This is a genomic window from Serratia sp. TSA_7 (assembly GCF_052692135.1).
Genome location: NZ_JBQZFU010000010.1, coordinates 73,653 through 99,585, shown reverse-complemented (window position 1 = coordinate 99,585; position 25,933 = coordinate 73,653). Strand labels below are relative to the sequence as shown.

Here is a 25,933-nt window from a genome sequence, read left to right as displayed (position 1 = left end):
CTTATCCGGGGTAAACGGTAATGACATCGCCATCAATGGCGGCCGCGCCGGTGTAAATCCGGCCGGGGATGTCTTGCAAAATGTTGAGGCCGATCAGGTGGCGGCTCAGGGGCTTGGCGTCGGCGATAAGGCGCTCCATTTCCTGATACATTTCCTCGGTGATGCCGGTTTCCAGCACGCCAATATCGAGCCGGAACGTACCGGGCGGATCGGCACCTTCGGTGTGAAACCATTCAATGACGTTAATCAGGTAGCCGAGCGGCTCCACCACGCGGCGCACGGCACCGATGGTGCCCTTGTGGCGGTGAATGTAAAATGCAGCGGATACCACGCCCCGCTTGACGTCCTCCGGCCAAGCCTCATCCCATCTATCGACGGAGAACGCCCACGCCAGATAAGGCAGCAGGTGCACCGGGCAGGTTTTCGGGTTCCACAGGTCACGCAGGGGAACCGGCACGCGCTCCAGCTCGGCGCACGCGGCGGCGGCGGCGACTTCCAGCACTGAGGAGCCAACAGGCAATAAGCGGTTAGTCATCGGCGCGCCCCGGTGTGATGTTCACGCCGGTGCAGTAGCCCGCCTGCGTTTTATCAAGCACGATGTCGGTGGCCGGTTTGGCAACTTCAACACGTTCAACGCCTTCCACGGTCAGCGCCGCGATGATGCCGGAACGCCGGATACTGCGACCTAAGCGGCGCATGGTCAGCACATAATTGTGTAAACGTTGTTTTGCCGCAGTGAGGATCGGCGCAACCTCCGGGCCGGGGTACAGGTATAAAACGGCCTCGATAACATACGGGGCAATTTTGGCCGATTGCACTATGACGCGGTCGGCCACCGGACGCACGTCCTCGTCATTCAACGCAGCGCTAACAACCTGCAACAGCTCAGCGCTGGCGCTGCCGTCGCCGTCCCGTGACAACACGGTGACGGTCACGTTAGCCGGTGATGGGCTGATTGCCGTCACATCAGCCACCCGGCCATCGGCCGAGCGAGCGTGAAAACGGTAGGAACCGGCCGAACCTGCTGTGCTCATCCCTTCGAAAGCATCCTGCAGGCGCAGGCGGTAATCTTCATCCGCTTCCATAACTGCCGGTGTCGGCGGGATGGTGCTGTCATCCGCCGGGGCAATCACAAGTCGCGGCGTATTGAAGTTTGCGCCGAGCTGGTCAAGGTCTTCGCCGGTGGCGTGCGCCAGCATCACCGCTTTGGCGGCATCGTTAACGCGCTGGCGTAGCAATACCTCCCGATACGCATTTTCCTGAAGCAACTTGACGATAGGCTCCGATTCAAGCGCCAAAGTTCGGGCAACAGCTTCCTGTTGGTCGGCCGGGTACAGGGAAATCAACGTCGCTTTGCGCTCGGCAAACAGGGTTTCATAGTCCAGCGGCTCAACGACGTTCGGCGCAGGCAGTTGGCTTAAATCGATAGTTGCCATGGTGTCAGCTCAGTGGGACGGTTAACGAAAATGTGCCGCCGGTGTTGTCTTGGCGCACGCCGGTAATGTCAACGAACATCTGACCGCTGAAGGTCTTCTCGAAGGTGATGGACGTCAGCCTGATGCGCGGCTCCCATTTGAGGATTGCCATGTAGCAGGCGGCCATCACCTGCCCGTTCACCGCCGGGCTTTGCGGCTGGTCAATCAGGGCAGACAACAGCGAGCCATATTCCCGCCGCATCACTCGGGAGCCAACAGGGGTAATGAGGATGTCGCGAACGCTCTGGCTGATATGCTCGCTGTCCGTCAGGGTCTGGCCGGTGTCCCGGTTCATGCCGATATATCGCACGGTCATCGGGTTCCCTCCGTCCAGTCTCCGCCGTGTTGCACACCACCGTGACCGTGTTTATCCACCTGCACACCGTTGGATTTAAAAGTACCGCCGCCGTGATCGATATTCCCCGACATTTTCCCGCCCTTTTTCAGCTCCAGCGTGTCGGCGGTCAGCTTGTTGGTACAGACCACCTCCGGCGTATCAAGCGTGATTTTTTGGCTGGCGATAATCGTCACCTTCGGCGCAGAAACGTCGACGGCCACTTGCGCACTGATATTGGCCGTTTTAATGCCGGTAACGCTCAGCGCGCCGGTTTTGGGCTCGTATTCGATGACCGCGCCATCGGAAAAGCGGGTGTGATATGCCTCCGGCGACACCGACGGAGCCGGAAAATCATCGGAGTTGATAGCTGGCAGCACAAAGGCGGTATCCAGCTCGCCACCCAGCGCCAACACCACCACTTGCTCACCGATGGAGGGTGCCCACCATGTGCGCGCACCTCCGGCACGGCAGGCCAGCCACTGCAACCAGTCCGTCGTATTACCACCCAATTGAACGCGGCAGCGCGGCGGCTTGTATTGAACGTCTACGATGACGCCGGTGCGAATGAGGTCGCGCACGGCGCGCGCGAGTTCTGAAAGCGATTCGAGTGTATTCATGGGGGGAAGGATGCCGCTGAAGAGATCCAGCGGCAATTTGCGGGCGTAGGATAGCCCGTCAGACAACGGCCTACTCGCTCAGATGAGAAATAATCACATCCTCCACAATCTGCCGGTCAGCTTCACTGAAGCCCAATAGTGGCCGCGCCTCATATTGCACGTCCCGGCTATGGCGGTTCGGGCGGTCACGCAAGCCCTCTTGGTGCACCCGCGCGATACGCTGCACGCGTCCGGCAAACTCGACCAGCGCCTCATCAGCGGTGCCTTTGGCTTTCATATAGCGATGGGTGCGCAGTTTGGCGAACATCTCGCGCTTAACTCGCCCCTTTTTGCTCCGAACCGGCTGCCGCTTACGGGCGGCATACGGCGTGCCGTCCGGTGCCTGCTGGCGCTTAATGCGCTGCTGCTGACTGGTGCGCAGACGCTTCGCAATCTCGGCCGCCATCTGGCGACGGCTGGAAGCCGATAGCCCGGCAATCAGCCCGGCGAGTTGGTCATCAAAAGGCTTAAGCTCACTCATCCCACGCGCTCACCAGCTCACCGTTAATGTAAAGCTCCATCGGACGCGCTACCGGCTCAGGCAACGGCGGCTCCGGCACATGGGACACGTGCAACGCCCGGTCAACTTCCTTCACCAGCGTGCGCTCCGTCAGTTGCAGGCTGATACTGATGTCATAACTGTCGTCGCTGTTGATGTCGGCGAAGTAGGTGAACCCTTTTTTCTTGCCCTCGTCCGTGGTCATGATATCGGGCTGATTCTCCCGCAACCACGCCCCAATCGGCACCAGCAGCAAATCCACATCATCCGGGTAATCTTCAACTATCACATTGAGCGTATAGCGATTCTCAAATGACAGGGAGGCGGCCAGCGTTGCCCCGATGACACCGCTGTCGATAAATATGCGCAGCATATCCGGATTCGCCCTGAGCTTCGGCACCGCGTCATAAAGCGCTTGGCGCAGACTTTTCGGCTTTAACATCGAGTTCCTCCTGACACTTTTTCACGGTCTCAACCTGAAGCGCACAACTTGCCAGCGCGCGCTCAAGATTGAAGATATCGGCGCTTAAATCACCGTTGGTCTTCGGGTTGCTGCCGGGCAGCGGGCAACTGCTGACCTTCGGACAGCCAGCGTAAATAATCGTCGGGGGTGGCGAAGTCGGGGCGGGAATGCAGCCGGATAACATCATCAGGCAAAGCAGACTGATACCAGCGGCGCAGCGCTTCATTTTCATTGAGCAGCCTCGTAATGGTGTGATTGCGGCGGGTGGCCAACTGTTCAGCGGCGGCGATGCGCTGGCGCAACATAACCTGTTCGCGCTCGTTGCGCAGAGCGCTATCCTGTAGCGCAGCGATAGCCGCGCGACTTTCGGTTAGCGCTGCCGCCACCCTGACGTTTTCCAGCTTCGCGGCATCCAGACTGTCGCCGAGCGTAATGACCTGCCATTTCAACAAAGCAATGACCGCCAGCAACACCAGCGCCAGAAAAAGCTTATTACCGCGACTCATAATGCCCCCGTCATACACAGCGCCAGCTCGCGCGCCCGGCGATTCTCCAGCCCGGCAGACCTGACGCCGTTGACGAATACCCAGCGGGGAAGCTGATTGCACGCGGCGGGCCACTGCTTTTTATTGATGAAATGCGCCAGCGTTGACGCGCACGCAGCGCCCGTGCCGACGTTGAACGCAAAGCTGACCACGGCGTCATAGACCGGCTGCGGCATGGTCACCGGCATACACTGCGCAAGGCGTTGCTCGACCTGCATCACATCGGCCACCAGATTGACCGCCGCTTCGCGTTCAGTGATAACCCCGCCGGGTTTCACCCCGGCGGTATGGCCGATACCGCTCGTCCAGACGCCCGCGCTGCACTGATACGGACTCAGGCGGCACCCCTCCAGATTGGCAATCAGCTCAAGGCCCACCATTGACGTATGCAACCGGGTAAAATCCGGCAACAACGCCGCCAGCGCCAGCACGACGGCGACGCTGCAACGTTTAACGATTGATTTCATCGAAAACCTCCCGTCGAATGCCGACATTTTTCAGCAGCAAATAGCTTTTGCGGCGGTAGTACCAGTTGGTGACAAAGGTGCCGACGCCGACCACCGCACCGACAATCAGTGCGATGTCCTGCGCGGAATACTTTCCGACCCATGCCAGCAGCACCGCGACGGCATAAGCAATGAACGATGTGACTTTCTCCATGGTTAATCCCATAGCTGAACGGTTTCGGATGCCGGGGCGGTATCAATAACCGGCAGCGTGACCACCGTGCCATGTGGCAGGATGACACCCCGCTCAGCCAGCCCCGGATTCACCAGCAGCACCGCCTCGACCACGCCTGCGGTGCGGCCGTAGACGCGATAGCACAGTGCATCGAGCGTGTCCCCCTGAAGCGCGATGACGTTCATCAGATTTGCCCGACAATGCAGCGCGGCTTACCCTGCAACCGGGCGATTGACCAGCGCATATCCCGCCAGTGCTCATCAATGGACACCTCGACGCTGTCGGCCTTTTTATCCCCCTTGGCGCTGGCATCCGCACCCCGGTAGCGCTCGTACAGCGTGGCGGTTGTCATGGCGCAGACCGCACTCAGGTAGTGAAAGCACTTCTCACTTTCGCCGTCGACTTCGTCGGCCGGTACGTCGGCCAGCGTTTTGAAACCGGCGGCGAGTTGCTGCTCGCGATAGAGATACAGCTCGGCATTCGTCTCCGAGATACCGCTGCGAATGGCAAAGCGCAGACGCTCCGGCGAGACCGTGTACTCAAGACGCATCAGCTCGCGGATGCGCTTCGGGTCAACATCCGGGAAAAAGAACGTGTTTTTAATCACCGGCTCCGGTACAGCCGGTTGCGGGATAATGGCCGTCGGCTCGTCCGGCGGCTTAATCGGGTTACGCATAATCACTGTCGTCATGACGACCTCAAAAATAGGGGGCGGTGGACGGCGGCCTTGATACGTCAAAAGACGCTCGCGGCCACCGTGCCGCCCGGCGCGGGGCGCGTTCTGTTAACCGGCGGTTTTTACCGCCTTGCGTGGGCGTCCGCGCTTGGCCGGCGTGGCGGCCTTACGCGGGCGCGTGGTTGTTCTTTTGGCGGCGGCCGCCGGCTTCGGCTTGAGGGCGCTTTCACATTTTTGGATCTCTTTTCTCACCCCGGCGTGACCGTCGAGCTGCATCGCGCGCGCGAGGTGCTCCAGCGCCTGCGCATAGTCACCGCAGTCGCTCAACATCAGGCCGGTCACCTTGAACAGTTTGGCCTTGACCATGTCGGGCATATCCTCGGCGGCCGTCATCTCGATGGCGGCGCGAAGGTCATCCATCTTGGCCGGGTTGCCCGCCTTGCGGCTGCGCTCCGCCGACAGCGCCACCTCTTCGGCCAGCAAGTACGCCACCGGGCGCTTGTTGTTCGGCACTTTGAGACGGTATTTCAGCGCATAAGGCGCAATTTCCAGCGCGCCGGGAATGTCATCGGCGTCGAGCATCCACTGCATGACGGTCATCAGGATGTCGTCCTGCGCCCCCCGCCCTTCGGCCAATACCCCGGCCACCCAAGGCGCGTAGAACGGCAACATGGCGCGTTTGTGCTCAGCCTTTTTCTCGACGGAATGGATCTGTTTCAGCTTGGTGCGGTCTGCGGCCAGCTTGACGAGCATTTGCTCGTAGGCGGTGGCATGGCGCAGCGGGTCATCCACCCGCTGCGCAGCCTCCACGGCCGAGACCCGCATCATGTGACGCTGTGCGGGACTCGTCATGGTTACGCTTCGCCTTCAGTTTTTGGCGTTTCCTCACCGGCTGGCGCAGGTTGCGCAGCCGCCCCTTTCACTGCCAGCACGATAGCGTCAGCCAAGGCGCTGATATCGGCCCCCGATGGCTGCGGGTCTTCTTTGGATACCCGTACGCCCGACTTTTCTGTCGACGCAGGCAGCAGCTCGATATTTTCAATCAGGCAACCGGCGGCGTAGTCCTCAATGACGTAGTCAATTTTCATCGACTCGTAGTTTTCGACGCGGTCACGCTTGGCGTTCTCTTCGATATGGCGGCGGTGACTCTCATCCATGATGTAAATCGACAGATTCTCGAGCGTGGTGACCATAATCGCGTTGGCCGGGAAGAACGGCACGCGGACGGCGGGAAGGTTGCCGATGCGCTTCTGGCTGACAATCACGTCGGCAGCCATCGCCTCGGTGTTCGGCTGCGCTTGGTTAACCAGCGGGAAGTATTTGTCGGCAAGCAGTTTACGGCCACAAATCACCACGAGGTCAGGGGATTCCTGATGCCATGGCGCAATCAGGTTGTTGGTCGCGTCCATGACCACGGCGTCAAGGTTGGCATAATCGCCCCCTTTACCGATGCGGATGACCGGGGAAATCACCGCACCATCCTCGCCGGTGATGTTGCTCATCACGCGCGCCGGGGCTTCGTTGCGGTATTTCTGCAACCAGCCCACCGCCACATCCTGCAACATCGGGTTTTTGGCCCGGTCAGACGTGGCGGCGCGGCTGATGCCGTTGAACCCGGCCATGATGAAATCCAGCGCCTGACGTTTGGCGATGGCGTTGCGGATGCGCAACTGGAAGTCCTGATAACGCGCCCATAAATCGAGCTGGTTATAGCGCATATGGAAATCAAAGTTCACCTGCTGGCACTCGTACTTATTGGACTCCAGCGAGGTGAAATCAGCGGTCTGGCGCTCTTTGCCGCCGTCGGTGTCGGTGGTGCTGGCAATCGAGCCATTGACGCCCACGCCGACCTTCTCGCCTTTCAGCTCGGCAACCGGCGTCATGTTGATGCGGGTCAGAAACTCGGAAGACTCCTGCACGACGTTCATCAACGACTGTGTCACCGACGGCTCTACGCTGAATTTTTTGCCGACGTCGCCGACGTCCGTGATGCCGTTCAGCTTGGCAACCTGTTGCAGATAGGCGTTAAATTTAAAGCGGGTCGTTTTTTTCATTGAATTGTCCTGATTTGATAAATTCGGGTCATCTCACAGCGGCGCGCCATACGCCCCGCCCTGACTGTTCTCAGCAGTTGGTCAACAGGCTGTCTTCACCATTGCCGCCGGGCGCTTTCGGGCGGCGCTGCTGGTTCAGGTTTTCGGTGGTATCGAGCGCGGCCTGAAGCTCGGAAAGCGCTTCCTGACCGGTCGTCACCTCACCTTTCAGCCCCGCGATTTCCTGCTCAAGCTGCGCAAAACGCTGCTCGGCGCTGTCGCCGTTGGTTTGCACCTGCTCGGCGACGGCGGTGACTGCGTCATGCACATCGCTGAAGCGCGCGTCGTCGCTGGCCTGTTTGCGGCTGAACATGCTTTTCACGCGCTCGGTCAGATTGGTCAGCAGGCTGTCAGGCTGTTCCTCAAACTCGAGCAGCACCTCAGTCGCCACCGAGAACAGATCGCCCGGCTCGGCTTTTTTACCGGCCAGCGGGTTAGTTTTGGCGCGGGAACAGAATTCGAGGTATTCGGTGCCGAGGCTGGCCGGGTCGTCAGTAACCGCCAGACCGATGAGGTAGCATTTGCCGGTGTTGGCAAAGTTCGGACGGATTTCCATGGAGGTGTAAACTTTCTGGCTCGCCTTGACCATGGAGACCAGCTCGTCGGTCGGGGTCATTTTGGCGAACAGCGCCCATTTGCCGTTAAGGATGGAGTCGTCATTAATCTTCTCGGCTTTCAGCTCGACCACGTCGCCGAGACGCTTAAAATCGCCGTTGGGAAACAGTCCCTTGATGTGCTCCAGATTGATGCGGCAGCCGTAGACGCGCGGGTCGAAGATTTCCGACATCTCCTGAATGTCGTTGCCGTCAATCACACGGCCGTCGCAGGTGTCACCCTCGACGCCGATGCGGAACCATTTCGATACTTTCTTTGCCATGTGCCATTGTCCTGAGTGGTTAAGGTCGGGGCTAGTTTCCCGACTGACCACCCTCGCGGCCAGCGACTGCCGACGGACTATCCCTCAGACAACAGCACCTTAGCGCACGTCCGGCGTGGCTTGCGTAGCCTTGCCCTCATCATGCAAATGAGGGCATACCATGCAAATCCAGACAGACACATCCTTACTCAGCGACCCACGCAGGCAGGCCGCCTTGCTGTACTGGCAAGGCTTCTCCGTGAAGCAAATCGCCGAAATGCTGAAGCAGAAAGCCCCCACGGTGCAGAGCTGGAAGCAGCGGGAAAAATGGGACGATATCGCGCCGATTTCCCGCGTTGAATCCAGCATTGAAGCGCGAATGGTGCAGCTCGTTCTCAAGACAAAAAAAGAGGGCAGCGACTACAAAGAAATTGACCTGCTGGGCCGCCAGATTGAGCGCCTCGCGCGCGTCAGCCGTTACATGAACTCAGGCAACGAAGCCGACCTCAATCCCAACGTCGCCAACCGCAACAAAGGCGAACGTAAAAAGCCGACAAAGAACTATTTCAGCGAGGAAGCGATTGCGAAGCTGGAGGAGATTTTTTATGACGAGTCTTTCGAATATCAACTCGGCTGGCACAAAGCCGGGCTTGAGCACCGTATTCGCGACATCCTGAAATCGCGCCAGATTGGAGCCACGTTTTATTTCTCCCGCGAGTCACTGCTGCACGCGCTGAAAACCGGCCACAACCAGATTTTTCTTTCCGCGAGCAAAACGCAGGCGTATGTCTTCCGCGAGTACATCATTCAATTTGCCCGGCGGGTTGACGTTGAGCTGACCGGCGACCCGATTGTGCTCGGCAACAACGGCGCGAAACTGATTTTTCTCGGCACCAATTCCAACACCGCGCAAAGCCATAACGGCGACCTGCTGGTCGATGAGATTTTCTGGATCCCCAACTTCCAGAAGCTGCGCAAAGTCGCCTCCGGCATGGCCTCGCAAAAACACCTCCGGTCGACCTACTTTTCCACCCCGTCAACACTGGGGCATGGCGCGTTTCCTTTCTGGTCCGGCGAGCTGTTTAACAAGGGCCGCAAACACGCCAGCGAACACGTCGAGATCGACATCAGCCACAGCGCGTTAGCGGCCGGGAAGCTGTGCGATGACGGCCAATGGCGGCAAATCGTCACCATTGAGGACGCCCTGCGCGGCGGCTGTAACCTGTTCGACCTCAACGTGCTGAAGCGGGAGAACAGCGCCGAGGACTTCCGCAACCTGTTCATGTGCGAATTTGTCGACGACAGCGCGTCAGTATTCCCCTTTGAGGAGTTGCAGGGCTGCATGGTCGACAGTCTGGTCGAATGGACGGACGTTAACCCCTATGCAAGCCAACCTTTCGGTGACCGGCCGGTGTGGGTCGGCTATGACCCGGCGCACTCCGGCGACAGCGCCGGTTGCGTGGTGCTGGCCCCGCCGATGGTCACCGGCGGCAAATTCCGCATACTGGAGCGCCACCAGTGGAAAGGCATGGATTTCGCCACTCAGGCCGAATCCATCCGCAGGCTGACCGAAAAATACAATGTGGAATACATCGGTATCGACGCCACCGGCATCGGGCAAGGCGTTTTCCAACTGGTGCGCGCGTTCTACCCGGCCGCCCGCGAAATCCGCTACAGCGCCGAGGTGAAGACCGCCATGGTACTGAAGGCGAAAGATACCATCGGCAGCGGCAGGCTCGAATACGACACCGCGTATACCGACATCACCAAATCGTTTATGGCCATCCGCAAAACCATGACCGCCAGCGGCAGGGGCATGACCTACGAAGCGAGCCGCAGCGAAGAAGCCAGTCACGCCGATGTCGCGTGGGCCACCATGCACGCCCTGCTGAATGAACCGCTGACCGCCGCCAACGGCCAACCGTCTAAATCCATTCTGGACTTCAACCGATGAGCAAACGCAATCGCCGCAAGGCAAAAGGAAATCTGGCCGCCACCGAGCCGGACCAGAAAATGCAGGCGTTCACCTTTGGTGAGCCGTCGGCCGTTTTGGATCGCCGCGACATTCTGGACTACACGGAATGCGTCGGTAACGGTAAATGGATTGAGCCGCCCGTCAGCTTTTCCGGGCTGGCAAAAAGCCTGCGCGCCGCCGTGCATCACAGCTCACCCATTTACGTGAAGCGCAATATTTTGGCGAGCACCTACATCCCGCACCCACTGCTGTCACAGCAGGATTTCAGCCGGTTTGTGCTGGATTATCTGGTGTTCGGCAACGCCTTTTTAGAAAAGCGCTTCAGCGTGACCGGCAAGCTGTTGAAGCTGGAGACCTCCCCGGCCAAGTACACCCGGCGCGGCGTTGACCCGAGCGTTTACTGGTTCGTGCAATCGTTCGCTGAGCCGCATCCGTTCGCGCCCGACAGCGTTTTTCACCTGCTGGAGCCGGATATCAATCAAGAGCTGTATGGGATGCCGGAATATCTGTCGGCGCTCAACTCCGCGTGGCTGAACGAGTCCGCCACGCTGTTCCGCCGCAAGTATTACCAGAACGGCGCGCACGCGGGCTACATCATGTATGTGACCGACGCCGCGCAGAACAATACCGATGTTGAGGCGTTGCGCGAAGCGATGAGCGACTCTAAAGGCATGGGGAACTTTAAAAACCTGTTCTTCTACGCGCCGAACGGGAAGCCCGACGGTATCAAGATTGTGCCACTCAGCGAAGTGGCAACGAAGGATGATTTCTTCAACATCAAAAAGGTCAGCGCCGCCGACCTGCTAGACGCTCACCGCATCCCCTATCAACTGATGGGCGGCAAGCCGGAGAACGTTGGTTCAGTGGGTGACGTGGAGAAGGCCGCGCGGGTGTTTGTCCGTAATGAGCTGACACCGCTCCAGCAGCGCATCAAAGAAGTGAATGACTGGGTCGGCATCGAGGTCATCCGGTTTAAAAAGTACAACCTCGACAACGACGACGAATGATAAACCGGCCGCCAGATTGGCGGCCTTTTTATACCCGCCACCAAACGCCCCTCACGCCCACCACAGCCCGCTTGCTCATACATACCCGCGAATCAAACCAGCGCAACAGAACGCCACCACGACGCGCTGACGCCGTCAATTCTGATAATTAAATACATGCCTGCGCGCAATGCTATCCCCGCCACGCCTGCCCGCTTCATGGGTCGGTTTTCATGCAGTTGCATTAGACAATCTGATCCGCTTGGGGAGCACTAAGTGAAAGCATTCGAGACCAAAGAACATAAATGCAAATTCATGCACTCTATAGATGCATGCGCTATCCTGATTGCAGGAACGAATTACGCATGCGACAATAGAAATATTTTTCATAAGATCAACGGTGGCACATGGATCAGAGAATCCTTGAACATGAAGCGATAAAACAACTTAGCAAAAAATCAGTTCGTAAGTTGTTTGGGGTTCACGATATCCCTAGAGCTAGCTCACCATTCCGCTATCCAGGGGGCAAGGACAAGCTTGCTTCGTTTCTCGCTATTTTTCTCATGCATAATAAGTTAAATGGCGCACGATTTATTGAGCCGTTTTGTGGCGGTGCAGGTGCATCACTTTCTCTGCTATTGGGTGGGTATGTCAAAGAGATCCACTTAAATGACAAGAACTATGCTTTGTTTTGCTTTTGGGATCAATTACTTAACAATACCGACAATCTTTTAGACATGGTATATCAGAATATCCCATGCATTGAGGATTGGCATACACAAAAGAAAATTTATCAGTCAAGCATTAGCGATCCAAATAAGTATACTAAACTCGAGTACGGGTTCAGTGTTTTTTATTTAAACAGAGCAAATAGGTCTGGGGTGCTAAGTGCTGGGCCAATTGGTGGTTTAGACCAATCTGGAAAATATAAAATTGATTGTAGATACACTGTAAGCACCCTCATTAAAAAACTCGAAAAAATTGCGAGCATGCGAGATTCTATATTCGTTTACAATGAACACTGCATTGATTTTTTAAAAAGATTCGATAACAAAGATAATTATGAAAATGACTTTGTTTATCTAGACCCCCCCTATGTTAAAGAGGGACGCAATATTTACTCTAAGAACTTTTGTTTCGATGACATGCAGCATCGAGAGCTTAAGGATTATATAGCCGGTTATGCAAACCGTTGGCTGATTTCTTATGATGACCATCCATTGGTACATGACCTATATTCAAAGCATGGCACAAGAGCGATAGAGATAAGCTATGTCATGAATCAAGCAAAGGTTGGAAAGGAACTGATGATAGCAGACTCTCGGTTAAGAATGCCAGAGTCACTATTTACCGTCGATATATTAGAATCTGAAAGCAAAGCATCGACTGAACAAAAAGCAATAAAAACGGCCTAATATTAGGCCGCCTCTTGTTGTAAGGTTGCAGTTGTCGATATAACATATTGAGAAATATTATTTATTTCATTCCCTCGCTCTATTAATAACTCAGGGCTTGAAACTAAAAGCTCTAAACCTTTCTTAAAACAAGTTGGCAATCGTAGCCTATGTAACACAGCTCCAAATTCCTCAGCTATCAGAGAAATATGATCTCTCTTTATAGATTCGTCATCACTTTCAAAATCAAATGGAATAACAATCGCGTCAATTATTCTATATATTCTTTGCGATAACCATTGATTTTGTATAACAGCAATGTCTTCTTTTACTGCTTTTGAGCGCCAGTCATTTCCACTAGCAACCTGTGCAAAATAAATCAGTTTATTACCGGGGTATATGTCACGAGGGTTAATATCCTTCCATGCAATAACATCAATACCAGCATCTTTAAGGGGGCGAGACTGCAAATATCGATTTACATCATCAAAAGATTTGACTCTACCTTCGCCAATTAAATCAACAGCCCTAGTTAGCGCATCATAAAATCTTGAACTATCTGGCCTTGGCCAACCGAAGGAAATACTATGTCCTTGGACGTAACCGGCTAAAGCAATAGTTGCAGCAATCTGTAATAAGTCTCGTTGTTGGCCCGTTGGACTGTCTAAACCACTAAATAATCGTGATGCTGACATATGAGAAAAATACAAGCAATACAGATAGATATGCTGATCTACTGTCAGTTGCTCCAATGTATCTTCGCTCAATTCAAGACAAAGCGTTTCCTCATTAAAAACAAATGGATAGCTATCACCAAGAATATCTTTTCTTTGTTGGTATTGCTCCAGTAATCTTTGTATTTCATTTTCCACTTCAGCATCTTCCTCACCTATATCTGAAGATGTAAATGAATCTAAATTTTCCAGAATATTCCTTAACTCTGAAATGCGTATCGTAAAGTAAACATTCGATAAACATGACAATTCAAGCCAATCCAATTTAACTTGAATATGATGACTCTCTGGATAAGGCAGCAACTGCATTTATTATCCCTCAATACTCTGCAATTGAAATTGAACTTTAGATACTTTTTTCTTAAATTGTTCAATGTAGTTTTTCGTTGTATCATCCAACGAATCAGTTCTATCTAAAACAGAGGATATAGTATCAAGCTGCTTGTTTATTTCCAGAAAAGCATCTTTAATATGTTGCAACGGATCCCCAGCCTGCTTATATAACTCAGACAGACTTTCAACCCCGGACTTAAAGGCCTCGTATGAGGCCTCATTAGCCAGAACCTCGCCAAAATATTTTAAATCTGGATTCTGGGAGGAAATCAAGGAAGCTCTTTTATCCTTTTTATAACCATAAAGACCTATAAGAACATCCTTGAGTTTATCAACATTCTGTAATGGGACAGGATTATCGTTGAGAGTAACATTCCAATCTCTTTCCAAACCCAAGAAATCTTTATATTCAGACCTATTTAAAGCTGTATATAAGTGAGAGAATGAAAATTTAGGCGACATGCGATCAGCATGAATGTCATACACTTCCTGATTTTTAGCTTGTTCAAGTACAAACATAGCACTAACAATAGAGCGTACAGTATTGTTACTATCACCAAGTTTTTTTGTTATATCATCTATTGTGAGCCCGTTTGCTCTTTCACTTACAAACCATTTATATGCAAACTGTGCTTTCGCAAATGAATCCCACTTATGTGGACCATTTACATGCTTAAACCCAATAAATGAACGAGCCTCTGACTCATCATTTACGAGATATACCGCCACTTCTTTCAAACTATCTATAACACGGGGTTCCAAGCTTTTAGGAACAACAACACGACACTTTTGCGCCAGACCCGGCTCAGTAAGCAATTTGATAGCCGCTAAACGACGATTTCCTTCTAAAACAATGTATTTGTCACCCTTTTTCATGACAATCAAAGGTTCAATTGACATGTATCCATTTTCAGATATGGATTTAATCAGCTCTTCTAAATCAGCCGTATCAGAAAGGGCTTTAACCAGCTCATGCGGGTCGGCATTGTCATTAAAACTTTTCCCGTTATAAAGCCTTGGGTTTTTAGCGTCCAAGATTAATTCTTCTGGGGATATCATCTGTGTTTTGAATGGTTCTAAGATAGTTAGCGGCATTTCATACACCATAATCTAAATAAATTTAACGTCATTCTATGCGTTTTTTGCCTCTTTACCATGTTTTTTGGACTTTTTCCATAAAAACATGGATTAGTTAGGCCACAGCCTATCACATACAACGCACAGACTGAAAACCACTGACGCCTCACGGAGCGAGTTATTCAACCCCGCCAGCATTGAAAGCAAGTTTCAGCACCGACAGCGTTTGCTATGATCGACGTGGTGATGGGACACTCGGACCTCTCGCAGCATGGATACCATAATTTTCGGATTGCGGAATATCACCGCACATTACGTGCATTGAACAGCCCTCTTTGAGCGAATCATCAACACTCAGTCACTTCACACCCGCTTTATTCATAGGCTGCTCGTAAATCCTGGCCACTCACCAGGCACCGGGTACATGAATTTTTGCCCATCGTATGCTACAGACGCACCGCGCGCGAGCGCCTCAAGTTCCCATCGTTTCGGGGTGATGCCATGCTGTGTAAGGTCAAAGCGAATGCGCGGTATTTGCGCGCATTCGGATTTTGTCAGCCTGCCTGATGGGGCAACGTCATGTGGCTTTAATGGCTCACCGCTTCTTTGTTGGCGATACTGCTGCGGCGCGTAGTGTTTTAATGCGCCCCTGAGTGCCGTCACGACTTCGGGGTCATCCCATGTGATAGACCCGTCATCAACGAGATTTAGCACCGCTGAGGCATGTTCAGATGGTGTGGGAGTCATAATTGGAATATCATCGCCGATAAAGTTTCCACAGTTATTGACAGGACTCCGAGGCGCGCCAGAGGCGCTTTTTAAAGTCAAAGGATCAACGTCAAGGTCAACGGCCTTGCGGACAATACGCCATTCTGTTGTCCGGGTTTCGTGGATATGACCCGCGCCAAGGTGCGGCGCAAAAATGCCGACAACCTTTTGCACCTCTTCGTCATAAGCGTTCAGCTCATCGGCCACCTTGCGCGCAACTCGAACGGTCTGCACGTCGCGCAGGACATTTGCGCCCCCCTGTCCAGCCATATAGGCGGCAAAATTTCCAGCACTGGCAGCCGCGCGTACAGCCTCGACACGCTCGTCAAAAGATTCAGCAAGGCTGATGTGCCGGAGGCAGGCGGCCCGGCATTCACGATAAGCGCCCATAGTAGGGATTCCGATAGCCTTAAACTGAGGGATGCGCCATGTTGACGCCCATGAGGTCACCGCAGCAGCCATATCGCGTAACGGTTTACCGGTGTCGTGGTCAATCTGGCCGTCAAGCGCATAACCATCGATATTTTTAGCGATGTATTTAGCGATATACCCCGCCGCGCCGCCCTTATTCATGTGCTTGGCTTCAAATCGGTTCTTTGCTGCACCGCGCTCATCGCCGTCTTCTTTCAATGCATAGCGACGCATGATGTCGATGACGTCCTGACGTTGTTTACGCTCGCAGAACAGCATCATATGCCAGTGCGGCGTACCGTCATGGTGAGGTTCAACGACACGCATACCGTAAACGCTCAGGCCGTTGTCTTTAAACGCGGTGCGCATTTTGCTCCAGATGCGCACCAGATAACGTTGGCCGTCTTTCGGTGAAAAAGCCTCTGCATCCCAATTGTGGTTAAACTGGATTTTTTCAGCCCCTTCTTTGCCAACAACGCGCGTCGGGTGATATTTAGACGGGGTGGTGATAGTGATAAACATGCCGACATGCCTCTCGCTGGCAGCATACTTTTCTATCCCTGCGATGGTGCTCATCAGCTCCATGCGGCGGATTTCCGGATTAGAAATGCTCGCCATGACCTTATCAATCAGGTCGACACGTTCACCCGTGGCGACATTCTCCAGATCGCACCCTTTCAGATAATCCATATTGGCTAACCGCCGGGCCTGCACATCCCTAATCGCCTGCTTGCTCGCGTATGGGTATTTCTTTAGGTTTACTTCACCGGCGGCAATCAGTAGCGCCTCACGCCAGCGTGTGCGCTGCGCTTTCAACTGGCGTTCCCACCACTCCGCGTTAGCCAGCCGTGACAAACTGGCAACAGCCGAAGATGCGTCCAGCTTACCTTTGCAGTATTTTCTCCAGTGCATTGGCGTGATATTAAAGGCTCGCGCCATGCGGGCGATGCGCCCATAAAACACAGCCTGTACGCCGTTACTCAGCAGTAAAGAATTATCCCCGTCATTGGCGGTGAGAAACTCCTCACAATAGCGGTCATAATTTTGCAGCAACTGCCCAGCGATACGGTCAGCAAAACGCCGCAACTCCTTATCCTCCATGCCCGGCAGACGCGCATAATTATCCACCTCAGCCATAAAGCATGGCGAGGCGTTAATGTTCATCGCATTTTTCTCATTAACAATTTCAATGCGCGGCCAGATGCGGCGCTCAAACTGGAGCACAAGCCACTTATTAGCAGCGTGCAGCCCCTGCTCTTTCAACAAGAAAGAATGACGCCCAAGAAAGATACTGCTGAGGAAATGCGGTAAGGCGTGAATTTTACGCAAAACAGCTTGCCCCTGAGCGTATTGCTCACGGGTAAGCGGTCTTTCTTTCCCAATAGCGGATTTTGGTGCGTTCCATGAATGAACGCCGACGAAGGGCTCGCCGGAAGTTGCTGCAAATGGCGGTGGTGGTGAAGGGGCTATGCGCCCCCGGGCTGATACAGTCATTTATCCTCTTTGCTTATCGTGGAAAACGCCTCTTGGCACAGCTCGCCAATGCGGCCAATCTCTGCGGCCAAACCTGCGATACTGGTAACGGTTGAGTCACGGACGTGGTGATGCACCAACCCGGAAACCAACTGCGTGACCGTCGGGTAATAACCGACGGCGTCGAGCCACTCCTCGCCCGCCTTACCACCGGTTTTAACCAGCTTCTTTTTGTTCAAAATGAACTGATGGACATCACTGGTGATAACCCAATCCTTACCGACAGGAATACGCAGCATGATTACCCCCTGAAATGCTTGGTTTGTTGTTCGTGGATGGTCTGGCATGACACGCAACGGGTCACACCGGCAAAGGCTGCACGGCGTGCAGCGGGGATAGCTTGGTCACACTCTTCACAAATTGACGCTGACACCCCGCCCTTGATGCGCGCAGCATTAACTTGTGCGGCGAGAGTCTCCTGCTGGCGCTGCTGCACCAAGTCCATTAAATCCGGCATCGTTATTGCTCCGATTCACTGTTCAGTTGATTGAGTACCTGCTGAGCTAATTCTGCGATGCGACTCCTTCATCAGCTCGCTAATACTGGTAATGGTTTTAAGAAAAACGCCGCGCTTTACCGACAAATTAATAAGGTCAGCAACCAGCTTTAACTCATTCGAGTAAATAGCTCTGGTCGGGTAATATTTTTCTTTTGTCTCTTTATCTATTTTTACTTCGGCCAGAATAAAATCGCCCTCATCCATTTTCACGATGGCGAATACGTTATTAATTTCCACATACTCCCGCTCAACCATGGTTCACCCCCTGCTTGTGCGCCCGGCCTTCGTGGTCAAACTTCTCCGACTCCTGACGCAACAGCTCGATGATTTCCACGCATGAGAGATGATTAACCGCCGCATGAGTCGCCAAACGGTCAAGATGGGAGGAGAAACTAACGGCCGCATCTGCCTTTGCTTCCGCACGAGCGTTGTTCAGCATGAAGTTACGCAAATCCGCATCAGCCTTATTTCGCATTTCTTGGCCAACGGTTTTATACATGTGCATAGAGAACTCCAGATAAAAGGATGCCCGACGCAATCAAGCGCCTTTAAATTTAAAGCGAGTTAATTAATGAAAATACGCTTCAGGTTTAACCGACGTTAATATGGTCGGTGCATATTCGAATAAATTAAACAGCTCACGCAGCGCCCTGAATAACTCCTCGCGCCATTTACAGGACTCATCATCAATACGCCAGTACGGCTGATTAAACTCGACCTCAGTTAACCCGGCATGTAGGAATAAAGTGCGGCGCTGGCTTATGGTTAACCGGCCAATGAATCCAGTTTTACTGATACCGTGCTTACGATAAGTAGCGAAAGCGCTGCGAAGTTCATCAATGGCGCACACAAGACACTCGCGCTCACTGTCATTCATTTCCTCTAAACGCATGACAGCATGGCGCTGTTTTAACTGCGCATGGAAACAGATGGTCAGGCGTTCGCGTTCCATCATCTGATTATAAAAATCGCAGGTGCTTTTCCAGCGAGGGGCAGCGAGGCGCTCCCCAACCAAAGCACGCAGCCCGGCGGGCTGGTTGCGAACAATACCGGCGGTGATAGCTGTCATTTTGAAAAACCCCGCATTGCTGATTTGATGGAGGAGATCCAGCGGCTGGCCGGGCGAGTACGAATAACGATACCTCTCCGGCCTTTACCGTGGGTGATGGTGATATCAAGCTTGCGCCCGGTCTGGTGGTTCCAGAGCAGTGGGGCGATTGAAATAGGCTGCTGCATGCTTTCGCCCCTGCTTATAGGCCCATCCAGAGCAGCCACGCATCGCGCTGCTCTGTTGGCCGGTTCATGAATGCTTCACGCAGTCCCTGATTGAAAGCAGGAATGTAGACAAATTTGTCACCAGCACGCGCACCAACCTTTTCCGGGTCACGTAGTTCGATAACAGGCAGCTTGTTTTTCTTCACCATCTCAGAAACTGCCGAGCTTGGCTTTCCCAGCAGCTCAGCAAATTTCTCGACTGTTACGCCGTCAATCGGATAACGAATCGCATAATCTTCAATGTTCATGTGCTAACCTCTCCAGATCCAACCCCTTGCAAACCGTCCCAGACCGTTTATGCCGGGTTGGTTTTTCATGCCCCAAAAAGTCCTGACTCAATGACCTTTCGGGGAGAATATAGTCATTAACTAAGGACCATGTCAATGAGTATCGCTCAGAAGCTAAGAGCCATCAGGAAAGCGGAAGGACTAACACAGGCGAAATTTTGTGAAATCAGTGGAATAGCATTAGGCACCCTCAAGAACTACGAAGGAGGACACCAAGAACCCGGGCTTCATGTCGTCTTACAAGTGACCAATGCCAAACGATTCGAAAAATATACGCTCTGGCTTATGACCGATAAAACAGCACCAGAATCCGGGCAAATCGCACCGGCATGCGCACACTCTGGGCAAGACAGCAAAGAATCAGACCACTCCGAAAGGAATGCTGGCTAACAATCTACAAGCTCTACATTTTCACTATTTGTTACCAAGATGAAGAATTCATCGGAGGGCTTCAATATGTCGATTAAGAAGCTCGATGATGGTCAATACCAAGTGGACATTAGGCCGAACGGACGTGAAGGACGTCGCATCCGTCGGAAGTTTGACAGGAAGGCAGAGGCAGAAGCTTTTCAACGCTATGTGCTGACCAATGCCAATAACAAGGAATGGGCGGAGAAACGTGCTGACCGGCGCACGCTGACCGAGTTGCTCAATGTGTGGTGGCTCTTTTACGGCCAAAGCCAAGAGAACGGCACGATTGAAAAGCGGCACCTTAAGAAGACGATAAAGGCGCTCGGCGATATAACCGTCAACAAGCTGAATAAGCGTGTTCTGACATTGCATCGAAGCCAGCGGCTAACAGATGGCATAAGTGCGGCAACCATTAATCGAGATATGTACCGACTTTCCGGCATGTTCACGGCCCTGATAGAACTGAACGAGTTTTCAGGCCTTAATCCGGTGCGAGGTTTAGCCCCGCTGGCCGAAAAGAACCCAGAAATGACATTTCTTGATATGGACGAAATAAATGATTTGCTGAGCAGCACGGAAGGCGATGACAGGCTGTTTGCGCTGATAAGTCTGAGTACCGGCGGCCGGTGGAGTGAAGTTTACTCCCTGAAGCGAACACTCATGACACGAGGCCGTGTGACGTTTCTTAAGACGAAGAACGGCAAAAAACGCGTGGTGCCAATTTCTGATGAACTTGAGAGAGAGGTGAAAGAAAATGCTGTGGGGAATGAGGACGGAACTCTTTTCAACGTTGATTATGAAAAGTTCTGCGGAATACTGCGACGAGTTAAACCTGACCTTCCACGCGGGCAGGCAACACACGTTTTGCGCCACACATTCGCGAGCCATTTCATGATGAACGGGGGGAACATTATCGCGTTGCAACAGATACTTGGACACGCCAGCATTCAGCAAACAATGGCCTATGCGCATCTAGCGCCGGACTATTTGCAAAATGCCATAACTCTCAACCCTCTGAAAGGAGGCTTAACACTGTGATTACTCGTCATTTAGAATCGAGCGATGCTTGTCCACTATCACAACCGAAGCCTCTTGTTCTGGCAGCACTACCTGACGAACGTCGGCGGTGTAACCATTGAACCGCTCATCAGATGTTGGGCTAAATTTTAGCGACCAGTTACGCCCCATGAGAATCGTTATAGCACCATGTAGCATAGATTCCGCAAATCTTACTTTTTGAATAAAAGGGAGTTTTTTAGAAAAAATGAATAGTTCCATAAACAAAATCCATTGTCGGGCCAGTGGCAGAGATATTGACGATTTAGCTAAGCAGCTTGACACCGTCACCGTACCTTATCAACGCGGCCCTATGTGTTTTGGTGCTGGCACAACTGAATATCTAAATATTCTGGTGCCGGTTGCCGCAGCTGGTATTGGGGCAGTCGCAGCCATTATCGGCGCTTACCTCAAGCGCGATAAAAAACTACGTTTAGTCTTCGAGGATGGGAAAGTAAAAGAATTGGACTCATCCAACTATAAGCCTGATGAGCTTGTTGAAGCTATCAACAAGATTAAGGAAATAGATATTAGCCGTTGATAAACGATGGGCGCGATTGCTGTCCACATCGCGTCCACACCCAAGCAATTTAGAGCACACCCTAGCCCCTTTGTGCACCTGAGTAAGTTGTTGTTTTAGAAAAACTTGCACATAAGTGACTGATAAAAAAAACCCCGCCATCATGGCGGGGAAGACAGGGATGGTGTCTATGGCAAGGAAAAACAGGGGACTACTCAGTCATACTCAACTTCTGGGCAGAAGTTTGCTGCAAACCAGAAATTTGTTGCTCCATCTGCTGCATTCGCTGCTGATGTTTCTGGTCTAAAACGCTTTTTTGCTGTGGCGTCAGCAGGTTATACATTTGATTACGCACCCGGGCCATTTCGACCTGGCGCTTAACCTGTTGCTGAGCCATTGTTTCCGCCTGAGCATACACGGCGGCTTCATCAAATTTGTCTGCGGTCACCAGTTTATGCATGGCTTCCATTTCAGCTACATTGACACCAGGCAGATCGTGGCGCGCCTGGCGCATTAAATCGCGCATTTGCTGGCGCTGCTGCTCAGTCAGGCTGACACCGTCAAACATGTGGTGCTGGCCAGGGACTCTGGTTATCGCATCGTTTCCGGGAGTCGGTGCAGTTTCCGAAGTAGTGTCAGCAGCAAACGCAGCGGTAGAACCTATTGCCAGCATTGATGCCATAACTAATGCGGTTACCTTACGCATTTTAACTCCTCGTTCTTTCTCACTTTGCGAATCAACGAGGAGCAGTGTACTGCTGCACCTGCAAACATGCGTCAGTGCATGTAAAACTACGTAAAGTCATGGAATGCCAACAGTTGATGACGTATTTTGCGTCAGGAGGTAAAACATAATGAATAAAATTCTGTTAGTTGACGACGACCGCGAGCTGACCTCGCTGTTAAAAGAACTGCTTGAAATGGAAGGTTTTACTATCGTCGTTGCTTACGATGGCGAACAGGCGTTGTCGCTGCTCGACAGCTCCATCGATCTGCTGCTGCTCGATATCATGATGCCGAAGAAAAACGGTATCGATACCTTGAAAGAGCTGCGCCAGCATCACCAGACGCCGGTCATTATGTTGACTGCCCGCGGCAGCGAACTGGATCGCGTGCTGGGGCTGGAACTGGGTGCCGATGACTACCTGCCGAAACCCTTTAACGATCGTGAATTGGTGGCGCGTATCCGCGCCATCCTGCGCCGTTCCAACTGGAGCGAACAGCAGCAAAATGTCGATACCGGCGCACCGACGCTGGATGTTGACGGCCTGCAGCTCAATCCGGGCCGCCAGGAAGCCAGCTTTGACGGCCAAACGCTGGATCTCACCGGTACCGAATTTACCCTGTTGTACCTGCTGGCGCAGCACCTTGGCCAGGTCGTGTCGCGTGAGCTGCTGAGCCAGGAAGTATTGGGTAAGCGTCTGACGCCATTCGATCGCGCCATCGACATGCATATCTCCAACCTGCGACGTAAACTGCCGAACCGCAAAGATGGCCATCCGTGGTTCAAGACCCTGCGCGGCCGGGGTTATTTAATGGTATCTGCAACATGATCAACAGTTTGACGGCACGTATCTTCGCCATTTTTTGGTTCACATTAGCCCTGGTGCTGATGCTGGTGTTGATGGTGCCCAAGCTCGACTCCCGCCAAATGACCTCGCTGCTGGACAGCGAGCAGCGGCAGGGGTTAATGCTGGAACAACACGTCGAGGCCGAGTTGCAAAACGATCCGGCCAACGACCTGATGTGGTGGCGGCGCTTATTTCGCGCCATCGAAAAATGGGCCCCGCCAGGGCAGCGCCTGCTTTTGGTCACCAGCGAAGGCCGCGTGATTGGTAACATGCAGCGCAACGAAATGCAGCTGGTGCGTAACTTTATCGGCCAGTCTGATAACTCTGATCATCCGAAGAAGAAAAAATACGGCCGCGTCGAGCTGGTCGGCCCGTTCTCCGTGCGCGATGGCGAGGACAACTACCAGCTGTATCTCATTCGTCCCGCCAACAGCCCGCAATCCGATTTTATCAACCTGATGTTCGACCGGCCGCTGTTGCTGCTGATCGTCACCATGCTGATCAGCGCCCCCCTACTGTTGTGGCTGGCCTGGAGCCTGGCCAAACCGGCGCGCAAATTGAAAAACGCCGCCGATGACGTCGCCCGCGGCAACCTGAAACAGCATCCGGAGCTGGAATCTGGGCCGCAAGAGTTTCTGGCCACCGGCGCCAGCTTCAACCAGATGGTTAGTGCGCTGGAGCGCATGATGACCGCCCAACAGCGGCTAATCTCCGACATCTCGCATGAGCTGCGCACACCGCTCACCCGCTTGCAGTTGGCTACCGCACTAATGCGCCGTCGTCACGGCGAAGGACATGAACTGGCGCGCATCGAAACCGAGGCGCAACGTCTGGACTCGATGATCAACGATCTGCTGGTGCTGTCGCGCGGGCAGCAGAAAAGCGAGTTGGCGCGCGAGCGGCTGCTGGCCAACGAACTGTGGGCCGACGTGCTGGATGACGCCGGATTCGAAGCCGAGCAAATGGGCAAACACCTGGAAGTCAGCTCCCCTCCAGGCCCCTGGGCGCTATTTGGCAACGCCAGCGCATTGGACAGCGCACTGGAAAACATCGTGCGTAACGCCCTGCGCTATTCGAATACGCGCATTGCCGTGGCGTTTAGCGCCGACAACCAGGGCATCACTATTGTGGTCGACGACGACGGTCCTGGCGTCAGCGAGGAAGATCGCGAGCAGATTTTCCGGCCGTTCTACCGTACCGACGAAGCACGCGATCGCGCATCGGGCGGCACCGGTCTGGGCCTGGCGATTGTCGAGGCTGCGGTCAATCAACACCGCGGCTGGGTGAAGGCGGAAGACAGCCCGCTCGGCGGCCTGCGGTTGGTACTGTGGCTACCTCTGCACCAGCGTTGATCGCCTAAGACAGATCGGCAAGATTTTGTTATTCTGCGCCTCTCTTCATGAGGGGCCTTTTACATGCTGAACATCGTTTTATTTGAACCTGAAATTCCACCCAATACCGGCAATATTATCCGTCTGTGCGCCAATACAGGCTTCCAGTTACACCTGATAGAACCGATGGGTTTTCCATGGGACGACAAACGGCTGCGCCGCGCCGGGCTGGATTATCATGAATTCGCCAATATCCGACGTCACGCCGATTACGCCGCCTTTATCGCCAGCGAAAACCCGCAGCGACTGTTTGCCCTGACCACCAAAGGTACCCCAGCACACAGCGCGGTCAGCTATCAGGCCGGCGACTACCTGCTGTTTGGGCCGGAAACTCGCGGCTTGCCCGCCGAGATCCTCGAGGCCTTGCCTGCACAGCAGAAAATCCGCATCCCCATGCAGGCGCAAAGCCGCAGCATGAATCTGTCGAACGCCGTCGCGGTGGTGGTGTACGAAGCCTGGCGGCAGTTGGACTATGCCGGTGCACTGATTAAACCTTAAGCGGTGACAACCCGTCCTGCGGGGAGGATAATCTGAACAGATCACCTCTCCGGGGACATCGTATGGCTTTCACAGAGAGTATTATCGCCCACTTCCGCAGGCTCGAGAATGCGCTGAATCAGGCGCTGGCGCGCTTGCAGGACACGACGGACACTGAGGCTCTGCACGACGTACGCATCAACCTGCGGCGAATCAGGAGCCTGCTGAGACCATTGCGCGGCACACCCGGCGTCGCACAACTCGACAACGCCGCAGCCAGCCTGGGGAAACTCACCACGCCGATACGCGATTTGGAAGTGTTGATCGCCGAGTTGGCGCGACATCCGCTAGAGTGGCAGACCAACGTCCGCAAAACCGAATTGCAAAGCCGCAACCTCGCCCTTGCGTCACATCCCTTGCTGTTCCGCTTTCCCAACTTGCTGCACGACTGGCCAAAAAGCTTCCATAAAGCCAAACGCCGGCACGCAAAACGCCGCGTTGCCCATCGCCTGTCCCGGCAGGTGAAACAGCTGCGTCTGGCGCTGGCCGACGGGCACTACGATCGCCACCGGCTGCGCCTGCTAATCAAGCGGCTGCGCTATGTTACCGACGCCTACCCACAGTTCTCGCTTATCACACCGGAAGCCGCCGCCAGCCTGAAAGAGGCGCAAAATGCACTGGGAGACTGGCACGATCGTTTTGTCTGGTGCCGGCAAGCCGAAAATCAGCAAGATCTCTGGCCGCTGCTGCCAGAATGGCAAGACGCTCAGGAAACAGCGCTGGAGAGGGCTGAAGCTGCATTGTTTGCGCTTTCGCGGGCGCTCACCTCTAAAACCCGCGACGCATCACGATCCTGACAAAGTATGCAAAGACAGTGCACGTCTGGCCCCAAAACATTCGCTGCAATTGAGGATAATGAGCTATGTTTTGTAAGGGTAATAGACATTCATCATA

General features: G+C 53.6%; 37 protein-coding genes. 10 read left to right on the top strand and 27 right to left on the bottom strand.

The annotated features are described in order from the left end of the window. Position 1: 1 nt before the first annotated feature. The 15 genes from ACUTQW_RS22620 to ACUTQW_RS22550 form a co-directional block, all read right to left on the bottom strand. Entirely contained in the window at positions 2-535 is a 534-nt protein-coding gene (locus tag ACUTQW_RS22620) for a phage tail protein I (RefSeq protein ID WP_099784721.1), read from the bottom strand. Further along, positions 528-1,436 carry a baseplate assembly protein gene (locus tag ACUTQW_RS22615; RefSeq protein ID WP_060387893.1) on the bottom strand — a complete coding sequence of 303 codons (909 nt, stop codon included), beginning with the start codon at positions 1,434-1,436 and terminating at the stop codon, positions 528-530. The genes ACUTQW_RS22620 and ACUTQW_RS22615 overlap by 8 nt, the downstream gene beginning before the upstream one ends. A gap of 4 nt (positions 1,437-1,440) precedes the next feature. After that, positions 1,441-1,791 carry a GPW/gp25 family protein gene (locus tag ACUTQW_RS22610; RefSeq protein ID WP_197780985.1) on the bottom strand — a complete coding sequence of 117 codons (351 nt, stop codon included), beginning with the start codon at positions 1,789-1,791 and terminating at the stop codon, positions 1,441-1,443. Then, positions 1,788-2,429: a phage baseplate assembly protein V gene (locus ACUTQW_RS22605; protein WP_197780998.1), complete on the bottom strand. Its 642-nt coding sequence runs from the start codon at positions 2,427-2,429 to the stop codon at positions 1,788-1,790. The genes ACUTQW_RS22610 and ACUTQW_RS22605 overlap by 4 nt, the downstream gene beginning before the upstream one ends. Positions 2,430-2,499: 70 nt before the next feature. Continuing rightward, positions 2,500-2,949 (bottom strand): phage virion morphogenesis protein, encoded by a 450-nt coding sequence (locus tag ACUTQW_RS22600; RefSeq protein WP_197780984.1) that lies wholly within the window; start codon positions 2,947-2,949, stop codon positions 2,500-2,502. Next, positions 2,942-3,409 (bottom strand): phage tail protein, encoded by a 468-nt coding sequence (locus ACUTQW_RS22595; RefSeq protein ID WP_197780983.1) that lies wholly within the window; start codon positions 3,407-3,409, stop codon positions 2,942-2,944. Before ACUTQW_RS22595 ends, ACUTQW_RS22600 begins: the two co-directional genes overlap by 8 nt. Continuing rightward, positions 3,372-3,617, bottom strand: coding sequence for an Rz1-like lysis system protein LysC (gene lysC / locus ACUTQW_RS22590; RefSeq protein ID WP_232098487.1), 246 nt, complete (start codon positions 3,615-3,617; stop codon positions 3,372-3,374). Before lysC ends, ACUTQW_RS22595 begins: the two co-directional genes overlap by 38 nt. Beyond that, positions 3,499-3,936 carry an Rz-like lysis system protein LysB gene (gene lysB, locus ACUTQW_RS22585; protein WP_442984547.1) on the bottom strand — a complete coding sequence of 146 codons (438 nt, stop codon included), beginning with the start codon at positions 3,934-3,936 and terminating at the stop codon, positions 3,499-3,501. Before lysB ends, lysC begins: the two co-directional genes overlap by 119 nt. Then, positions 3,933-4,442 carry a lysozyme gene (locus tag ACUTQW_RS22580; RefSeq protein ID WP_197780979.1) on the bottom strand — a complete coding sequence of 170 codons (510 nt, stop codon included), beginning with the start codon at positions 4,440-4,442 and terminating at the stop codon, positions 3,933-3,935. Before ACUTQW_RS22580 ends, lysB begins: the two co-directional genes overlap by 4 nt. After that, positions 4,426-4,635, bottom strand: a complete 210-nt coding sequence (locus ACUTQW_RS22575; protein ID WP_033652228.1) for an HP1 family phage holin — start codon at positions 4,633-4,635, stop codon at positions 4,426-4,428. Before ACUTQW_RS22575 ends, ACUTQW_RS22580 begins: the two co-directional genes overlap by 17 nt. Positions 4,636-4,637: 2 nt before the next feature. Next, positions 4,638-4,841 carry a tail protein X gene (locus ACUTQW_RS22570; RefSeq protein WP_102780111.1) on the bottom strand — a complete coding sequence of 68 codons (204 nt, stop codon included), beginning with the start codon at positions 4,839-4,841 and terminating at the stop codon, positions 4,638-4,640. Next, a complete protein-coding gene (locus ACUTQW_RS22565) occupies positions 4,841-5,347 on the bottom strand; it encodes a head completion/stabilization protein (protein ID WP_103085395.1) in 507 nt (168 codons plus the stop codon). Before ACUTQW_RS22565 ends, ACUTQW_RS22570 begins: the two co-directional genes overlap by 1 nt. 93 nt (positions 5,348-5,440) lie before the next feature. Continuing rightward, the gene (gene gpM, locus ACUTQW_RS22560; protein WP_048321711.1) at positions 5,441-6,184 is read right to left on the bottom strand and encodes a phage terminase small subunit; all 744 of its coding nucleotides are present in this window, start codon (positions 6,182-6,184) and stop codon (positions 5,441-5,443) included. Positions 6,185-6,186: 2 nt separating this feature from the next. Then, a complete protein-coding gene (locus ACUTQW_RS22555; RefSeq protein WP_164268741.1) occupies positions 6,187-7,386 on the bottom strand; it encodes a phage major capsid protein, P2 family in 1,200 nt (399 codons plus the stop codon). 70 nt (positions 7,387-7,456) lie between these two features. Further along, the gene (locus ACUTQW_RS22550) at positions 7,457-8,302 is read right to left on the bottom strand and encodes a GPO family capsid scaffolding protein (RefSeq protein WP_197780978.1); all 846 of its coding nucleotides are present in this window, start codon (positions 8,300-8,302) and stop codon (positions 7,457-7,459) included. Between the two features lie 160 nt (positions 8,303-8,462). On the opposite strand from ACUTQW_RS22550, the gene ACUTQW_RS22545 reads away from it, so the two are divergent. The 3 genes from ACUTQW_RS22545 to ACUTQW_RS22535 all read left to right on the top strand — a co-directional run bounded on the left by ACUTQW_RS22545 (position 8,463) and on the right by ACUTQW_RS22535 (position 12,657). Further along, positions 8,463-10,235, top strand: coding sequence for a terminase ATPase subunit family protein (locus ACUTQW_RS22545; RefSeq protein WP_197780976.1), 1,773 nt, complete (start codon positions 8,463-8,465; stop codon positions 10,233-10,235). Further along, on the top strand, positions 10,232-11,263 hold the full coding sequence (locus ACUTQW_RS22540) for a phage portal protein (RefSeq protein WP_197780974.1): 1,032 nt from the start codon (positions 10,232-10,234) through the stop codon (positions 11,261-11,263). Before ACUTQW_RS22545 ends, ACUTQW_RS22540 begins: the two co-directional genes overlap by 4 nt. Before the next feature lie 386 nt (positions 11,264-11,649). Beyond that, positions 11,650-12,657, top strand: a complete 1,008-nt coding sequence (locus ACUTQW_RS22535) for a DNA adenine methylase (protein WP_197780972.1) — start codon at positions 11,650-11,652, stop codon at positions 12,655-12,657. Between the two features lie 2 nt (positions 12,658-12,659). Here the strand turns inward: ACUTQW_RS22535 and ACUTQW_RS22530 are convergent, their stop codons facing one another. From ACUTQW_RS22530 to ACUTQW_RS22485, 10 genes are all read right to left on the bottom strand, one after another. Then, positions 12,660-13,679: a hypothetical protein gene (locus tag ACUTQW_RS22530; protein ID WP_197780970.1), complete on the bottom strand. Its 1,020-nt coding sequence runs from the start codon at positions 13,677-13,679 to the stop codon at positions 12,660-12,662. Positions 13,680-13,682: 3 nt separating this feature from the next. Next, entirely contained in the window at positions 13,683-14,798 is a 1,116-nt protein-coding gene (locus tag ACUTQW_RS22525) for a ParB/RepB/Spo0J family partition protein (protein ID WP_197780968.1), read from the bottom strand. 360 nt (positions 14,799-15,158) lie between these two features. Further along, positions 15,159-17,453, bottom strand: coding sequence for a replication endonuclease (locus tag ACUTQW_RS22520; RefSeq protein WP_445654968.1), 2,295 nt, complete (start codon positions 17,451-17,453; stop codon positions 15,159-15,161). Then, the gene (locus tag ACUTQW_RS22515; RefSeq protein ID WP_197780996.1) at positions 17,450-17,734 is read right to left on the bottom strand and encodes a DUF5405 family protein; all 285 of its coding nucleotides are present in this window, start codon (positions 17,732-17,734) and stop codon (positions 17,450-17,452) included. Before ACUTQW_RS22515 ends, ACUTQW_RS22520 begins: the two co-directional genes overlap by 4 nt. After that, on the bottom strand, positions 17,734-17,949 hold the full coding sequence (locus ACUTQW_RS22510; protein ID WP_021504068.1) for a TraR/DksA C4-type zinc finger protein: 216 nt from the start codon (positions 17,947-17,949) through the stop codon (positions 17,734-17,736). Before ACUTQW_RS22510 ends, ACUTQW_RS22515 begins: the two co-directional genes overlap by 1 nt. A gap of 15 nt (positions 17,950-17,964) precedes the next feature. Continuing rightward, positions 17,965-18,246 (bottom strand): DUF5405 family protein, encoded by a 282-nt coding sequence (locus tag ACUTQW_RS22505; protein WP_197780964.1) that lies wholly within the window; start codon positions 18,244-18,246, stop codon positions 17,965-17,967. Next, positions 18,239-18,496, bottom strand: coding sequence for a DUF2732 family protein (locus ACUTQW_RS22500; RefSeq protein WP_197780962.1), 258 nt, complete (start codon positions 18,494-18,496; stop codon positions 18,239-18,241). The genes ACUTQW_RS22505 and ACUTQW_RS22500 overlap by 8 nt, the downstream gene beginning before the upstream one ends. A gap of 63 nt (positions 18,497-18,559) precedes the next feature. Continuing rightward, the gene (locus ACUTQW_RS22495) at positions 18,560-19,060 is read right to left on the bottom strand and encodes a replication protein B (RefSeq protein WP_197780960.1); all 501 of its coding nucleotides are present in this window, start codon (positions 19,058-19,060) and stop codon (positions 18,560-18,562) included. Further along, complete coding sequence (locus ACUTQW_RS22490) at positions 19,057-19,227, bottom strand: hypothetical protein (RefSeq protein ID WP_197780958.1); 171 nt, start codon at positions 19,225-19,227, stop codon at positions 19,057-19,059. The genes ACUTQW_RS22495 and ACUTQW_RS22490 overlap by 4 nt, the downstream gene beginning before the upstream one ends. Positions 19,228-19,241: 14 nt before the next feature. Further along, a complete protein-coding gene (locus ACUTQW_RS22485) occupies positions 19,242-19,514 on the bottom strand; it encodes a Cox family DNA-binding protein (protein WP_033652241.1) in 273 nt (90 codons plus the stop codon). 135 nt (positions 19,515-19,649) lie between these two features. Here ACUTQW_RS22485 and ACUTQW_RS22480 point away from each other — a divergent pair, with 135 nt between their 5' ends. Both ACUTQW_RS22480 and ACUTQW_RS22475 read left to right on the top strand, forming a co-directional pair. Next, positions 19,650-19,943, top strand: a complete 294-nt coding sequence (locus ACUTQW_RS22480) for a helix-turn-helix domain-containing protein (RefSeq protein WP_197780956.1) — start codon at positions 19,650-19,652, stop codon at positions 19,941-19,943. Positions 19,944-20,009: 66 nt separating this feature from the next. Continuing rightward, positions 20,010-21,002, top strand: a complete 993-nt coding sequence (locus tag ACUTQW_RS22475; protein WP_037421660.1) for a phage integrase — start codon at positions 20,010-20,012, stop codon at positions 21,000-21,002. Here ACUTQW_RS22475 and ACUTQW_RS22470 read toward each other — a convergent pair whose 3' ends face one another. Then, the gene (locus tag ACUTQW_RS22470) at positions 21,003-21,242 is read right to left on the bottom strand and encodes a hypothetical protein (RefSeq protein ID WP_197780954.1); all 240 of its coding nucleotides are present in this window, start codon (positions 21,240-21,242) and stop codon (positions 21,003-21,005) included. Between ACUTQW_RS22470 and ACUTQW_RS22465 the strand changes: the two genes are divergently transcribed. Next, positions 21,229-21,561: a hypothetical protein gene (locus ACUTQW_RS22465; RefSeq protein WP_037421667.1), complete on the top strand. Its 333-nt coding sequence runs from the start codon at positions 21,229-21,231 to the stop codon at positions 21,559-21,561. The two genes, ACUTQW_RS22470 and ACUTQW_RS22465, sit on opposite strands and share 14 nt — an antisense overlap. A 190-nt stretch (positions 21,562-21,751) precedes the next feature. On the opposite strand, the gene cpxP is transcribed toward ACUTQW_RS22465, so the two are convergent. After that, a complete protein-coding gene (cpxP, locus tag ACUTQW_RS22460) occupies positions 21,752-22,246 on the bottom strand; it encodes a cell-envelope stress modulator CpxP (protein WP_004953231.1) in 495 nt (164 codons plus the stop codon). A gap of 148 nt (positions 22,247-22,394) precedes the next feature. Between cpxP and cpxR the strand changes: the two genes are divergently transcribed. The 4 genes from cpxR to ACUTQW_RS22440 all read left to right on the top strand — a co-directional run bounded on the left by cpxR (position 22,395) and on the right by ACUTQW_RS22440 (position 25,836). After that, entirely contained in the window at positions 22,395-23,093 is a 699-nt protein-coding gene (gene cpxR, locus ACUTQW_RS22455) for an envelope stress response regulator transcription factor CpxR (RefSeq protein ID WP_004953234.1), read from the top strand. Next, positions 23,090-24,463, top strand: a complete 1,374-nt coding sequence (gene cpxA / locus ACUTQW_RS22450; protein WP_004953237.1) for an envelope stress sensor histidine kinase CpxA — start codon at positions 23,090-23,092, stop codon at positions 24,461-24,463. The genes cpxR and cpxA overlap by 4 nt, the downstream gene beginning before the upstream one ends. Positions 24,464-24,526: 63 nt before the next feature. Beyond that, positions 24,527-25,000 (top strand): tRNA (uridine(34)/cytosine(34)/5-carboxymethylaminomethyluridine(34)-2'-O)-methyltransferase TrmL, encoded by a 474-nt coding sequence (gene trmL / locus ACUTQW_RS22445; protein ID WP_006317734.1) that lies wholly within the window; start codon positions 24,527-24,529, stop codon positions 24,998-25,000. 62 nt (positions 25,001-25,062) lie between these two features. Then, on the top strand, positions 25,063-25,836 hold the full coding sequence (locus ACUTQW_RS22440) for a CHAD domain-containing protein (RefSeq protein ID WP_004953242.1): 774 nt from the start codon (positions 25,063-25,065) through the stop codon (positions 25,834-25,836). Positions 25,837-25,933: the final 97 nt, after the last annotated feature.